This is a genomic window from Cupriavidus sp. 96C5-1, assembly GCF_057798855.1.
This window is the reverse complement of sequence record NZ_JBYOJU010000005.1, coordinates 114,897-128,633: the sequence shown is the minus strand read 5'-3', so window position 1 is coordinate 128,633 and position 13,737 is coordinate 114,897. Positions and strand designations below refer to the sequence as shown.

The 13,737-nt window shown below is 68.5% G+C and carries 11 protein-coding genes; 9 read left to right on the top strand and 2 right to left on the bottom strand.

The annotated features are described in order from the left end of the window. Positions 1-16: 16 nt before the first annotated feature. The 6 genes from AC3FOF_RS08970 (at position 17) to AC3FOF_RS08945 (ending at position 5,760) form a co-directional block, all read left to right on the top strand. A complete protein-coding gene (locus AC3FOF_RS08970; protein ID WP_488726370.1) occupies positions 17-967 on the top strand; it encodes an ABC transporter permease in 951 nt (316 codons plus the stop codon). Positions 968-1,011: 44 nt separating this feature from the next. Next, a complete protein-coding gene (locus tag AC3FOF_RS08965; RefSeq protein WP_488726369.1) occupies positions 1,012-1,899 on the top strand; it encodes an ABC transporter permease in 888 nt (295 codons plus the stop codon). 4 nt (positions 1,900-1,903) lie between these two features. Further along, complete coding sequence (locus tag AC3FOF_RS08960; RefSeq protein WP_276264807.1) at positions 1,904-2,971, top strand: ABC transporter ATP-binding protein; 1,068 nt, start codon at positions 1,904-1,906, stop codon at positions 2,969-2,971. A 55-nt stretch (positions 2,972-3,026) separates the two neighbouring features. After that, positions 3,027-4,010, top strand: a complete 984-nt coding sequence (locus AC3FOF_RS08955) for an ABC transporter ATP-binding protein (protein WP_488726472.1) — start codon at positions 3,027-3,029, stop codon at positions 4,008-4,010. Between the two features lie 106 nt (positions 4,011-4,116). After that, positions 4,117-5,307, top strand: a complete 1,191-nt coding sequence (locus AC3FOF_RS08950) for an amidase (protein ID WP_488726368.1) — start codon at positions 4,117-4,119, stop codon at positions 5,305-5,307. 42 nt (positions 5,308-5,349) lie between these two features. Continuing rightward, complete coding sequence (locus tag AC3FOF_RS08945) at positions 5,350-5,760, top strand: DUF3830 family protein (RefSeq protein WP_488726367.1); 411 nt, start codon at positions 5,350-5,352, stop codon at positions 5,758-5,760. Positions 5,761-5,815: 55 nt separating this feature from the next. On the opposite strand, the gene AC3FOF_RS08940 is transcribed toward AC3FOF_RS08945, so the two are convergent. Continuing rightward, complete coding sequence (locus AC3FOF_RS08940; protein ID WP_017225847.1) at positions 5,816-8,929, bottom strand: efflux RND transporter permease subunit; 3,114 nt, start codon at positions 8,927-8,929, stop codon at positions 5,816-5,818. A 10-nt stretch (positions 8,930-8,939) separates the two neighbouring features. After that, the gene (locus AC3FOF_RS08935; RefSeq protein ID WP_488726366.1) at positions 8,940-10,160 is read right to left on the bottom strand and encodes an efflux RND transporter periplasmic adaptor subunit; all 1,221 of its coding nucleotides are present in this window, start codon (positions 10,158-10,160) and stop codon (positions 8,940-8,942) included. Positions 10,161-10,552: 392 nt separating this feature from the next. On the opposite strand from AC3FOF_RS08935, the gene hpnD reads away from it, so the two are divergent. The 3 genes from hpnD to AC3FOF_RS08920 all read left to right on the top strand — a co-directional run bounded on the left by hpnD (position 10,553) and on the right by AC3FOF_RS08920 (position 13,737). Further along, entirely contained in the window at positions 10,553-11,389 is an 837-nt protein-coding gene (gene hpnD, locus AC3FOF_RS08930; protein ID WP_017225849.1) for a presqualene diphosphate synthase HpnD, read from the top strand. Between the two features lie 83 nt (positions 11,390-11,472). Continuing rightward, on the top strand, positions 11,473-12,744 hold the full coding sequence (locus AC3FOF_RS08925) for a Zn-dependent hydrolase (protein WP_488726365.1): 1,272 nt from the start codon (positions 11,473-11,475) through the stop codon (positions 12,742-12,744). A 96-nt stretch (positions 12,745-12,840) separates the two neighbouring features. Beyond that, positions 12,841-13,737, top strand: coding sequence for an SMP-30/gluconolactonase/LRE family protein (locus AC3FOF_RS08920; RefSeq protein ID WP_488726364.1), 897 nt, complete (start codon positions 12,841-12,843; stop codon positions 13,735-13,737).

Genomic DNA, 13,737 nt, shown 5'->3' with positions numbered 1-13,737 from the left:
CTTCCCGGCCACCATCATGCTCTACCTGCTTCGCCGCATCGTCTATGCGATTCCCATCCTGCTCGGGGTCGCCCTGCTGTGCTTCTCGCTGGTCCATATCGCCCCCGGCGATCCGCTGGTATCGGTGCTGCCTCCCGACGCCTCCGAAGACCTGCGCCGCCAGCTCACCGCGCTGTACGGTTTCGACAAGCCCTTCCTCGAGCAATTCGTCCACTGGCTCGCCCGCGCGCTGCACGGCGACCTGGGCACCTCCATCGCCACCAACCGCCCGGTCATGAGCGAGGTGATGACGGCGGTGATCAACTCGGTCCGGCTGGCCGCGGTGGCCACGTTGATCGGCTTCACCTTGGGCTGCCTGTTCGGCTTCGTGGCCGGCTACTTCCGCGATTCCGCCGCCGACCGCACCGCGTCCTTCCTGTCCGTGTTCGGCGTGAGCATGCCGCACTACTGGCTGGGCATGGTGCTGGTCATCGTGTTCTCGGTCTTCCTCGGCTGGCTGCCCGCCACCGGCGCGGGCCCGGGCGGCTCCGGCGACTGGCGGTGGGACTGGGAGCATGTCCAGTACATGGTGCTGCCGGCGGTGACGATGTCGGTGATCCCGATGGGGATCGTGGCGCGCACCATCCGCGCGCTGGTGGCCGAGATCCTCGCCAACGAATTCATCGTCGGCCTGAAGGCGCGCGGCTTGTCGGAGCTGGCGGTGTTCCGCCATGTGCTGAAGAACGTCGCGCCCACCGCGCTGTCGGTGATGGGCCTGCAACTCGGCTACCTGCTGGGCGGCTCGATCCTGATCGAGACCGTGTTCTCCTGGCCCGGCACCGGCTTCCTGCTCAACTCGGCGATCTTCCAGCGCGATTTTCCGCTGCTGCAGGGGACCATCCTCGTGCTGGCCGTGTTCTTCGTGCTGCTGAACCTGCTGGTCGACGCGCTGCAGACCCTGTTCGACCCGCGCATCCAGCGCAACTGACGTAACCCACGTACTGACGTAACCAAGGCAAGCCGGGAGCCCCCATGGAAATGACTTTGAAAAAGCCCGCCGTTGCGCCCGTCGTGCAGCGCTCGCCCGGCTACTGGGCAACGGTGGGCCGGCGCCTGCTGCGCAACAGGCTGGCCATGCTGGCCGCGCTGATCCTGCTGGCCCTGGTGCTGATGGCGCTGTTCGCGCCGGCGCTGATGCCCGCCGATCCGTACGCCGCTTCGATCCTGCAGCGGCTCCGGCCGATCGGCACCGGGCAGTACCTGCTGGGCACCGACGAGCTCGGGCGCGACATGCTGTCCCGCCTGATGCTGGGCGCCCGCCTGTCGCTGTTCATGGGCATCACGCCGGTGCTGATCGCCTTCGTGGTCGGCAGCGCGCTGGGCATCGTGGCGGGCTACGCCGGCGGCTGGACCAATACCGTGATCATGCGGCTGGTCGACATCCTCTACGCCTTCCCTTCCGTACTGCTGGCCATCGCGCTGTCGGGCACCCTGGGCGCCGGCGTGGGCAATGCGCTGCTGTCGCTCACCATTGTGTTCGTGCCGCAGATCGTGCGCGTGGCGGAGAGCGTGACCACCCAGGTGCGCAACCGCGAGTTCGTCGATGCGGCACGCGCCTCGGGCGCATCGCCGCTGACCATCGTGCGCGCCCATGTGCTCAACAATGTGCTGGGCCCGATCTTTGTCTATGCCACCAGCCTGATCTCGGTCTCCATGATCCTGGCCTCCGGCCTGTCCTTCCTCGGCCTCGGCGTGAAACCGCCCGAGCCCGAATGGGGCCTGATGCTCAACACGCTGCGCACAGCCATCTACACGCAGCCGTGGGTGGCTGCCCTGCCGGGCGCGATGATCTTCCTGACCTCGATCTCCTTCAACCTGCTCGCCGACGGAATCCGCTCGGCGATGGAAATCAAGGACTGATGCCATGACAGATACCTTGCTCAATACCGACGTCGGCGGCCCGGCCCAGCCGCTGGTGATCGCGCGCGACCTGATCAAGCACTTTCCACTCAAGTCCAGGCTGCCCTGGCAGCGCGGCGGCGAGGTGCGCGCCGTCGACGGCGTCAGCTTCGAAGTCAGGAAGGGCGAGACGCTGGGCGTGGTCGGCGAATCCGGCTGCGGCAAGTCCACCACCGCGCGGCTGCTGATGCAGCTGATCGGGCAGAACAGCGGCGAGCTGATCTTCGATGCGCTTGGCGTCGGCTCGGCACAGTTGCCCATGAAGCGCTATCGCAGCCAGGTACAGATGGTGTTCCAGGACAGCTACGCCTCGCTCAACCCGCGGCTGACCATCGAAGAATCCATCGCCTTCACCGCACGCGTGCACGGCATCGGCGCCACCGAAGCCACCGCGCGGGCGCGCACCTTGCTGGACCGCGTGGGCCTGGAGCCGGTGCGCTTCGCGGGACGCTATCCGCACGAACTCTCCGGCGGCCAGCGCCAGCGCGTCAATATCGCGCGGGCGCTGGTGCTGCGCCCGCGCCTGGTGATCCTCGACGAAGCCGTCTCCGCGCTCGACAAATCGGTGGAGGCACAGGTGCTGAACCTGCTGCTCGAGCTCAAGGCCGAGTTCGATCTCACCTATGTATTCATCAGCCACGACCTGAACGTGATCCGCTACCTGTGCGACCGCGTGATGGTGATGTACCTGGGCAAGGTGGTCGAGGTGGGCGATACCGGGACGCTCTACGAGCGTCCCTCGCATCCCTATACGCGCGCGCTGCTGGCCTCGATGCCGGCGATGGACCCGGACCACCGCACCCTGGTCGCGCCGCTCGCGGGAGACCCGCCCAACCCGATCGACCCGCCATCGGGCTGCAGCTTCCACCCGCGCTGCGCCATGGCCGAGGCTGTGTGCTCGCACCGTGCGCCGCAACTATCCGACGCGCTGGCCGGGCACCCGGTGGCCTGCCTGATGGCCAACGCGGCTGGCGGCCACAGCCGGCAGATGCCGGCCCCGGCCGCCGCCGCTCCGCTCGTTGCAACGCTCTGAGGGCCACATCGTGACAGCACCCAACCACAGTACGGCACCGCAAGCCACCGGCCCCATGGTGTCGGTACGCGATCTGCGCGTGACCTTCTCCGGCGGTGGCAAGACCATCCGCGCCGTCAACGGCGTATCGCTGGACGTGGCGCCCGGCGAGGCGCTCGCCCTGATCGGCGAATCCGGCTCGGGCAAGAGCGTGACGCTGCGCGCGCTGATGCGCCTGCATCCGCCGCGTAGCACCCGCATGGAAGGCAAGATCCGCATCGACGGCGCCGACGTCGCTGCCCTGGACGCCCGCGGGCTGGCCCGCCTGCGCGGCGGCAAGGTGGCGATGGTGTTCCAGGAGCCCCTGCTGGCGCTGGACCCGGTCTACACGGTCGGCCAGCAGATCATCGAGTGCATTCGCACCCATGCCAGGGTGTCCGCCGCCGAGGCGCGCCAGCGGGCGCTGCGCGCGCTGGAAGCCGTGCGCATTCCCAGCCCGGAGCGGCGCCTGGCGGCCTATCCGCACGAGATGTCCGGCGGCATGCGCCAGCGCGCCATGATCGCGCTGGCCTTGTCGGCCACGCCCAAGGTGCTGCTGGCCGACGAGCCCACCACCGCGCTCGACGCCACCGTGCAGATCCAGGTGCTGATCCTGTTGCGCGAACTGCAGCGCGAGCTGGGCCTGTCGATCGTGTTCGTCACCCACGATATCGGCGCGGCGGTGGAGATCGCCGACCGCGTGGCCGTGATGTATGGCGGACGCATCGTCGAGGAAGGCCCGATCCGCACCATCCTGCGCGAAGCGCGCCACCCGTACACCGTCGCCCTGCTGCGGAGCCGCCAGCACGGCATGGACCGCGGGCAACGGCTCGCGACCATCGCCGGCTCGCCGCCGGACCTGTCGGCCCTGCCGCCCGGCTGCAGCTTCGCGCCGCGCTGCCCGCATGCGCGCGCGCAATGCCTGGAAGCGGTGCCGCAGGCCATTGCGCTCGGCGGCGGGCATCGCGTGAGCTGCGTGCTGGCCGACGAAACGGTTGCCGCGGCCAAGGCCGTGGCCTGACCGTCCGGCGTCGATGCCAATGACGGATGGCACGCATTGCGTGCCATCCGTGCATGCCGCGCCGATCTCGCCTTTACTGATTGCTTCCCCGACCGTTACCGCACCCATGAACCTCGCCGCCCATCCCTCCCACGCCTTCCTGCCCTACCCGGCAGCGCCTGTCGCCAACGCCCCGGCCGGACCGCTCGCCGGCCTCACCTTCGCCGCCAAGGACCTGTTCGACGTGGCCGGCTACCCGACCGGCGGGGGCAACCCCCACGTACTGGCGATGTCAGGCGTCAAGACCGCCACCGCGCCCGCCGTGCAGCGCCTGCTCGACGCCGGCGCCGCCTTCGTCGGCAAGACGCATACCGATGAGCTGGCGTTCTCGATGAACGGCAAGAACGCCCACTACGGCGCGCCGGTGAACGGCGCCGCCCCGGGACGCATCACCGGCGGTTCGTCCTCCGGATCGGCCTCCGCCGTGTCCAGCGGGCTCTGCGATTTCGCGCTCGGCACCGACACCGGCGGGTCGGTGCGCGCGCCGGCCAGCCATTGCGGCCTGTTCGGCATCCGCCCCAGCCACGGCCGCGTCTCGCTGGCGCAATGCCTGGCGCTGTGCGGCAGCTTCGATACCTGCGGCTTCTTCGCGCGGGATATCGGCACCTTTGCCCGCGTGGCCGACGTGCTGCTTGGCGACGATGCCAACCCCCTCCCGCCCAGCCCGCGCCTGCTGCTTGCCGAAGACCTGTTCCGCATGCCCACGCCGGCCGCGCTGGACGCGCTGCTGCCGGTGGTGGCCAGGGTCGAGGCGGCCGTCGGCAAGGCCGCGCCGGTCACGGTGGCGGATCGCCCGCTGGAAGCCATCTGGTGGGCTTTCCGCTACGTGCAAGGCTGGGAAGCGTGGCAGACGGATGGCGCCATGATCGAGCAGTACGGCCTGCAGCTCGGCCCGGACGTGGCCGCGCGCTTCGCCTTCTCCAAGCGCGTCACGGCCGCGCAGTTCGATGCCTCCAGCGCGATCCGCCGCGCCTTCACCGCCCACCTGGCGGCGCTGCTCGGCAATGACGGCGTGTTGATCCTGCCGGCCATGCCCGACATCGCGCCACTGTCGGACGCCGCCGGCGACGAACTCGAAACCTATCGCAACCTGTCGGCGCAAACCCTCTGCCTGGCGCCGCTGTCGGGCTTCCCGCAGCTGAGCCTGCCGCTGTCCGGCCGCGCCGGCGCACCCCTTGGCATCTCGCTGATGGGCCCCGCCGGCAGCGACCGCAGCCTGATTGCATTTGCAGAAACGCTGGTGGCGGCGCTAAGCTGAAGCAGCCGAACCCCCAACCCCGATCACCCAAGGAGAGCCTGAATGGCCCGTATCCGTATCACCGCCGGCGGCTACCAGTTCGTCGCCGCAACCCATCCCGATGCCCCGCGGACCGTAGCGGCCTTCAGCAAGCTGCTGCCCTACCGGCAAAAGCTGATCCACGTCCGCTGGAGCGGCGAAGGCTGCTGGATCCCGCTGGGCGAATTCAAGCTGGGGGTGGATTTCGAGAACCACACCAGCCACCCCTCCGTGGGCGACATCCTGTTCTACCCGGGCGGCTACAGCGAGACCGAGATCATCCTGGCCTACGGCAGCTGCTGCTTCGCCAGCAAGATGGGCCAGCTGGCCGGCAACCACTTCCTGACCATCGTGGAAGGCAAGGAGAATCTTCGCGCGCTGGGCACCAAGGTGCTGTGGGAGGGCGCGCAGGATGTGGTCTTCGAGGCGATGTAACACCCGGCAAACGCGCCCGGCGGCCTGACCCGGCCGGGCACGGTCCGGCGCGCGCTCAGCGCGCCGGCAAAGCTGGCCCCGGCGCCGGTGCCTTGACCCGGAACCACGCCGCGTACAGCGCCGGCAGGAACAGCAGGGTCAATGCCGTAGCAATGACCAGCCCGCCCATGATGGCGACCGCCATGGGCCCCCAGAAGGCCGAGCGCGACAGCGGGATCATGGCCAGCACGGCCGCCGCCGCGGTCAGGATGATCGGGCGGCAGCGGCGCACCGCCGATTCCACGATGGCGTCCCAGACCGCCTCGCCGGCGCGCACATCCTGCTCGATCTGGTCGACCAGGATCACCGAGTTGCGGATGATCATGCCCAGCAGCGCGGTGATGCCGAGCTGCGCCACGAATCCCATCGGCGCGCTCAGCAGCAGCAGCGTGGCCGCCGCGCCGATCAGCCCCAGCGGCCCGGTCAGGAACACCATCAGCGAGCGCGAGAAGCTGTGCAACTGCAGCATCAGCAGCGTGAAGATGATGAAGATGCACAGCGGCAACTGCGCGGCGATCGAGGCGCCGGCCTTGCCGCTCTCTTCTTCCGCGCCCGCCACCGCAATACGGTAGCCGGCCGGCAGCTGCGCGCGCAGCTTGTCCAGCTTGGGATTGATCTGCGCCGTCACGGTGGGCCCCTGGATGCCGTCCACCACGTCGGACTGCACCGTCACGCCGAAATCGCGGTTCTCCCGCCAGATCACGCCCGGCTCCGAACGGAAGGCGATGCGCGCCACCTGGGTCAGCGGCACCACGCGGCCGCTGGTGGTGGGCACCAGCATGTTCTGCAGGTCCGACATCGCGTCGCGCTCGTTGCGCGGGGCCCGCATCAGGATCTCGATCAGCTTGTCGCCGTCGCGGTATTGCCCCACCGCCACGCCCGTCAGCACAGTCTGGGTCACGCGCGCGATGGCGGTGGTGCTGACCCCCAGCGCGCGCGCCTTGTCCTGGTCGATATCCAGGCGCAGCACCTTGACGCTCTCGTTCCAGTTATCGTTGACGCCCACCGTGTTGGGGTTGGCGCTCATCACCGCCTTGACCTCGTCGGCCAGCTTGCGCACGCCGGCGGCATCCGGCCCGATCACGCGGAACTGCACAGGGTACGGCACCGGCGGGCCGTTCGGCAACAGCTTGACGCGTCCGCGCAGCTGCGGGAAGTCGCTCGCCAGCAGGCTGGTCACGCGCGCCCGTACGCGATCGCGCAGCGCCACGTCGGTGGGCATCACGATCACCTGCGCCACATTGGTTTGCGGGAAGATCTGGTCAAGCGGCAGGTAAAAGCGCGGCGCGCCGCTGCCGACGAAGGTCGTCAGGCTGGCAATCTCGCTGTCGCCCCGCAACGCGGCCTCGAAGCGTTTTGCCTCTCTCTCGGTCTGGGCGAAGCTGCTGCCTTCGGGCAGCCAGAGCTCCACCATCAGCTCCGGCCGGCTCGAATCCGGGAAGAACTGCTTCTCGACGAACTTGAAGGCATAGAGACCAAGACCAAAGGCCACCAGGGTGATGACGATCACCGTCTTGCGCCAGGTCACGCACCAGTTCACCAGCCGCCGGAAGCGGTTGTAGAACGGCGTGTCGAACACTTCGTGCTGCTCGCCCCCGCCGGCCGGCCGGGCCTTGAGCAGCAGGTAGCCCAGGTAGGGCGTGAAGTAGACCGCGGCCAGCCACGACAGCACCAGCGCCATGGCGGTCACCGCGAAGATGGCGAAGGTGTATTCGCCCACGGTGGAGCGCGCCAGCCCCACCGGCAGGAAACCCGCGGCCGTGATCAGCGTGCCGGTGAGCATGGGCATGGCGGTGGAGGTATAGGCGAAGGTCGCCGCCTCCATCTTGGAGAAGCCCTCCTCCAGCTTGCGCACCATCATCTCCACCGCGATGATGGCGTCGTCGACCAGCAGCCCGAGCGCCACGATGAGCGCCCCCAGCGAGATCTTGTGCAGGCCGATGCCAAACATGTTCATGAACAGGAAGGTGACGGCCAGCACCAGCGGAATGGTCAGCGCGACCACCAGCCCCGGGCGCACGTCCAGCCGCAGCGGCCTGGTATGCAGGCCGAGCGAGACAAAGCTCACGCCCAGCACGATCACCACCGCCTCGATCAGCACCTGCACGAACTCGCCCACCGACCGCTCGACCGCCTCGGGCTGGTTCTGCACCTGGTCCAGCTCGATGCCGACCGGCAACTGCCCGCGCAGGCCATCCGTCGCGCCGCGCAGGTTCTTGCCCAGCGCGATGATATCGCCGCCCTTCTCCATCGAGATGCCGAGGCCGATCACCTCCTTGCCCTGGAAGCGCATCTTGCTCGCGGGCGGATCGACGTAGCCGCGATAGACATGGGCGATATCGCCCAGGCGGATGTTGGCGATGCCGTTGGGGCCGCGCAGCACCAGGTTTTCAAGGTCTTCCACCTTGGCGAACTGGCCCGACAGGCGCACCTGCAGGTTGTCGCCGGGCGTCACCAGCACGCCGCTGGCGTTCATGCTGTTCTGCTGCGAGATCTGGTCGGCGATCGCATTGATGTCGAGCCCGAGCTGGGCGAAGCGGGCCTGGTTGAATTCGATATAGACCTTCTCGTCCTGCAGCCCGATCAGCGACACCTTCGCCACCGACGGCACGCGCAGCAGTTGCTGGCGCACCAGGTCGGCGTATTCGCGCAGTTCCTTGTAGTTGAAGCCGTCGGCGGAGAGCGCGTAGATGGAGCCGTACACGTCGCCGAACTCGTCGTTGAAGTAAGGCCCGCGCACACCCGGCGGCAGGGTCTGCGCGATGTCGCCGACCTTCTTGCGCACGGTGTACCAGATCTGGGCGGTATCCTTGGCCGGCGAGGTGTCCTTGAGCTGGAAGATCACCGTGGTCTCGCCCGGCTTGGAGAAGCTGCGGATCTTGTCGGCGTAGGGCACTTCCTGCATCTGGCGCTCGATCTTGTCGGTGACCTGCACCGCGATCTGCTCGGCGGTGGCGCCGGGCCAGAACGCCTGCACCACCATCACGCGGAAGGTAAAGGGCGGGTCCTCGTCCTGGCCGAGCTGGAAGAAGGCAATGAGCCCGCCCAGCAGCAGCACCACCAGCAGGTAACGGGTCAGCGGCTGGTGCTCGAGGGCCCAGCGGGAAAGGTTGAAGCGGGAATGATCCATGCCGCGCGCCTCAGTTGCGCGCGGCCGGCGCGCTCGCCACGGCCTGCAGCGGCCTCACCTTCTGGCCCGGCTTGAGCAGGTGCACGCCCGCGGTGACGATGGTCTGGCCGGGCGACAGGCCCTGCTTGACCTCGATCTCGTTGCCCTGGAGGTCACCCAGCGTCACCGGGACCGGATTCACCGTGCCCGCCGCGGCGTTGTACACCCAGACCTGGTTGCCGCCCTGTTGCTGCAGCAGCGCGGACAGCGGCACCCGCAGCGCGGCGTTGTCGCCCGTGCGGGTGAAGGTCACCACCGCGGTCATGCCGAACTTGAAATCGGCCGGCGGGTTGGGGACGCTGATGCGGGCGGCATAGGTCCGCGTCACCGGGTCGGCCATGGGGGAGATTTCGCGCACATGGCCCGGCAGCGGGCGGCCGGGCTCGGCCCAGGTCCGCACCGTCACGTCGGCAATGCCGCGCAGGCGCTCGACCTGGTCCTCCGGCAGCCCGACGGCCACTTCCTTCTCGGCGGTCTGCGCCACCCGCACCACCGACTGGCCAGCCGTCACCACCTGGCCAACCTCGGCATCGATCAGGGTCACCACGCCGTCGGCATCGGCAGTCAGGACGCCATAGGTGGTCTGGTTGGCCTGGTTGCGCAGCGCTGCCTCGGCCTGGCGCAGGCGGGAGACCGCCGAATCATAGGTAGCCTGGCGGCGCTGTTGCTCGGCGGCGCTGATGAATTTCTTGGCGAACAGTTCGTTGTAACGCTTGAGATCGGCCTCGGCCAGGTCGCGGTCGGTCTTGGCCGCGTCATACTGGGCGCGCGAGCCCGCTTCCGCCAGGCCCAGGTCGGTCGGGTCCAGGCGCGCCAGCGGCTGGCCCTTGCGGACGGTGGCGCCCACGTCGACCAGGCGCGCGGCAATCTTGCCGCCGACCCGGAAACCCAGCCGCGACTCGATCCGCGGCCGCACGTCGCCGGAGAACTCGAAATCCGTCTTGCCGGCGCCGGGCTGCAACTGCATCAGGCGTACGGGGCGGACTTCCGGCGCGCGTTCCGGCTGCCGGTTGCAGCCGCCAAGCACCACCAGCAGGCCGGCAAGCACCGGCAACGCAAACAGGGCGCGAAAGCGCCGCACGCGGGGGCCACCGCCGCCTGACGTTGCCGCGGCAGCCCCGCCAACACCAGAAAGAGCACAAAAAGGCACATCGACGGCCGCAACTTCTGGCCTGGGACAAGGCACTGGCATGAGTTAAGCGTGAAATCGGTGGAACGGCGGGTACTACGCGAAGCGGCGGGTCAATTAATGGCTGGTCAATTAATAACTCACCGGTCAGCAATATTACGGGGTGTACCCAAAGGCGTCAAACGACGCTGGCGGCCATACGTTTGAAAAAACGCGACTCGAGGGCGCGAGGAAAATGGATCCACGCCAAGGCGCGGGCGGGCGCCACGCTGGCTGAGGCAAAAGGCCGCAGTGCATGTACACGGATCGGCTTCGTTACGCACCTGTGTTTTTGCAGTGCGTCCCGCCCGGCCTGTAGCCGATGATCCGCACGGAGCATGCTGCAAGGCCGCGCAAGCGCAATGCTACAATCCGGCGCGTCGTAAAGCCCCCCATTTCACCCACCCGAGAACGGCGTGACGCCCGATCAGTACTGCCAAGAGAAAGCCGCGCAGAGCGGCTCCAGCTTCTATTACAGCTTCCTGTTCCTGCCGCCGGACCGGCGCCAGGCCATTACCGCCCTCTACGCCTGGTGCCGGGAGGTCGACGATATCGTCGACGACACCCAGGACGACAGCGTCGCCCACCAGCAGCTCGCCTGGTGGCGCAACGAGCTTGGACAGATGTTCAAGGGCGCGCCGACCCACCCTGTCACCAAGGCCCTCCAGCCGCACGTGCAGGCGTATGGCCTGACCCAGCCGATGTTCGGCGAAGTGCTGGAAGGCATGGAGATGGACCTGACCCAGTCGCGCTACCTCGATGACATCGCGCTCAGGCGTTACTGCCATTGCGTGGCGGGCGTGGTTGGCACCATGAGCGCCCGTATCTTCGGCCATCAACATCCTGATACGCTGGAATTCGCCGAAAAGCTGGGCCTGTCGCTGCAGATGGTCAACATCCTGCGCGATGTGGGCGAGGATGCGCGGCGCGGCCGGATCTACCTGCCGGTCAATACGCTGCAGCGCTTCCAGGTGCCGGTCTCGGAGATCAACCAGGGCACGCATTCGGACCGTTTCGTGGCATTGATGCGGCATCAGGCCGAACAGTCCCGCACGCTGTACCGCGAGGCGCTGGCGCTGCTGCCCGCCGCCGACCGCCGCGCCCAGCGGGCCGGGCTGGTCATGGGTGCGATCTACCAGACGCTGCTGGACGAACTCGAAGCCAGCGATTTCCAGGTGCTGAACCAGCGTATCTCGCTGACGCCGATGCGCAAGCTATGGATCGCCTGGAAGACCTGGATGCGCAACCGCTGAGCCTGCTGACGCGAATCCGCGGCGCCCTCGCCCTGCCCGGGCGCCCCCCCTGCCCTCATCGTTTCCCGCCCCGCCTTCCTGCCATGACCTCATCTCTCCCCTCCCTCCCGCTTGGCCAGGCCATTCTCGACCAGGCGGCCGCGCTGGCCCGCTTCTCGGATATGGAGGGCGGCCTGACCTGCGCCTACCTGACCCCGGCTCATCGCGCCGCGCAGGCCCAGTTGGCCGAATGGATGGCGGCGGCGGGCATGCAGGTCCGCATCGATGCGATCGGCAACGTGATCGGCCGCTATGCCGCCGATCCGGCCGTGGGCGAGGCCGCGCGCGTGCTGATGACCGGCTCGCACTTCGACACGGTGCGCAACGGCGGCCGCTACGATGGCCGGCTCGGCATCCTGCTGCCGGTCGCCGTGGCCGGCGCGCTCAACGCGGCCGGCATCCGCCTGCCTTACCACTTCGATGTGGTGGCCTTTGCCGAAGAGGAGGGCCTGCGCTTCAAGACCAGCTTCCTCGCCAGCAGCGTGCTGGCGGGCCGTTTCGACCCTGCCCTGCTGGAGCGCGCCGATACCGACGGCGTGACCATGCGCGCAGCACTGGCCGGCTCCGGCCTGCCGGGCGCGGGCAGCATCGACGCGCTGCGGGCCGCGGCGGTGGACCCCGCCACCCTGCATGGCTTCGTCGAGGTCCATATCGAACAGGGACCGGTTCTGCTGCACCACGGCCTGCCGCTCGGCGTGGTGACGCAGATCGCCGGCAGCAGCCGCTTCCAGGTGCGCGTGCAGGGGCTGGCGAGCCACGCCGGCACCACGCCCATGACGATGCGCAAGGACGCCGCCGCGGCCGCCGCCGAGATGGTGCTGCTGGTGGAGCGGCGCTGCGCCGAAGCGCCCACGCTGGTCGGCACCGTGGGCCAGTTGCAGGTACCGAACGGTTCCAGCAACGTGATTCCCGCCGAATGCGTGTTCTCCATGGATATCCGCGCCGGCGAGGATGGCATTCGCGAGGCTGCCATCGCCGATATCCTGGCCGGCATCCAGGACATTGCCGCGCGCCGCGGCCTCACGGCCGGCATAGAGCGCGTCACGCCGGTCAACAATGCGCCGTGCGCACGCTGGCTGATGGACCAGTTCGGCGCGGTGCTGAGAAAGCGCGGCCTGCAGGCCTTCGAACTGCCCTCGGGCGCCGGCCACGACGCCATGATGATGCACCGCATCACCGATGTGGCCATGCTGTTTGTGCGCTGCGGCAACGGCGGCATCAGCCACAATCCGCTCGAGACCATCACCGCCGGCGACGCCCAGCTGGCGGCCGAGGTCTTCGTCGATTTCCTGCGGCATTTCCAGCCGCGCGGCTAAGGCCGGCGGCACGGCACGCTTGCGGTCCCGCCACAAATCGTATTGGATGTAGGCACATCCAACCACAAGATCGAAAGATCGCGACGGAGACCACGCATGGCGCAACGCAAACTGTCGGTTCTGACCAGCGGCCACACCTTCCTGGAAGGACTGCGCTGGCACGAGGGGCGGCTCTGGCTGTCGGATTTCTACACCCATCGGGTGCTGGCGGTGAGCCTGGACGGCGCCGTCGAGCCGATTGCCGAGGTGCCGCAGCAACCCTCCGGCCTTGGCTGGTTGCCCGACGGGCGCCTGCTGGTCGTCTCGATGCGCGACCGCAAGCTGCTGCGGCGCGAAACCGACGGCAGCCTCGCAGTGCATGCCGACCTGTCCGCCGTGGCCACGGGCCATGGCAACGACATGGTGGTCGACCGGCAGGGACGCGCCTATGTCGGCAATTTCGGCTTCGACCTGATGGCCGGCGCACCGATGCAGACCGCCAGCCTGGCGCGGGTGGATCCGGATGGGTCGGTCACGGTGGTGGCCGAGGGCCTGTTCTTCCCCAACGGCTCGGCCATCACGCCTGACGGCAAGACCCTGGTGGTGGGAGAGACGCTTGGCAACCGCATTTCGGCCTTCGACCTGTCCGAGGACGGCTCCCTCGGCCCAAGGCGCGACTGGGCGCTGTTCGGCAGCCAGCCCGCCGGCACGGATCTGGCCCAGATCATGGGCAACGCCAGGGTCGCGCCGGATGGCTGCGCGCAGGATGCCGAAGGCGCGCTCTGGGTTGCCGACGCCATCGGCAACCGCGTATTGCGCGTGATGCCGGGCGGCCGGATCGACGAGGAAATTGCCTGCGGAACGGGCATCTATGCAGCGGCGCTGGGAGGACCGCGCGGCACTACGCTGTTCCTGGCGGCGGCCCCCAGCTTCGACGAGGCGGAACGCCGGGCCTCGCGGCTGGGCCATATCCTGACCACCGAAGTCGAGGTGCCGCACGCCGGACTGCCCTGA

Excerpts from the sequence above, each read along its gene's own strand:
- AC3FOF_RS08935 (WP_488726366.1), bottom strand. The coding sequence starts at position 10,160 with ATGCCAGTGCCTTGTCCCAGGCCAGAAGTTGCGGCCGTCGATGTGCCT.
- AC3FOF_RS08925 (WP_488726365.1), top strand. The coding sequence starts at position 11,473 with ATGACCTCATCTCTCCCCTCCCTCCCGCTTGGCCAGGCCATTCTCGAC.
- AC3FOF_RS08945 (WP_488726367.1), top strand. The coding sequence starts at position 5,350 with ATGGCCCGTATCCGTATCACCGCCGGCGGCTACCAGTTCGTCGCCGCA.
- AC3FOF_RS08955 (WP_488726472.1), top strand. The coding sequence starts at position 3,027 with ATGGTGTCGGTACGCGATCTGCGCGTGACCTTCTCCGGCGGTGGCAAG.
- AC3FOF_RS08950 (WP_488726368.1), top strand. The coding sequence starts at position 4,117 with ATGAACCTCGCCGCCCATCCCTCCCACGCCTTCCTGCCCTACCCGGCA.
- AC3FOF_RS08960 (WP_276264807.1), top strand. The coding sequence starts at position 1,904 with ATGACAGATACCTTGCTCAATACCGACGTCGGCGGCCCGGCCCAGCCG.
- AC3FOF_RS08965 (WP_488726369.1), top strand. The coding sequence starts at position 1,012 with ATGGAAATGACTTTGAAAAAGCCCGCCGTTGCGCCCGTCGTGCAGCGC.
- AC3FOF_RS08970 (WP_488726370.1), top strand. The coding sequence starts at position 17 with ATGCTCTACCTGCTTCGCCGCATCGTCTATGCGATTCCCATCCTGCTC.
- AC3FOF_RS08920 (WP_488726364.1), top strand. The coding sequence starts at position 12,841 with ATGGCGCAACGCAAACTGTCGGTTCTGACCAGCGGCCACACCTTCCTG.
- AC3FOF_RS08940 (WP_017225847.1), bottom strand. The coding sequence starts at position 8,929 with ATGGATCATTCCCGCTTCAACCTTTCCCGCTGGGCCCTCGAGCACCAG.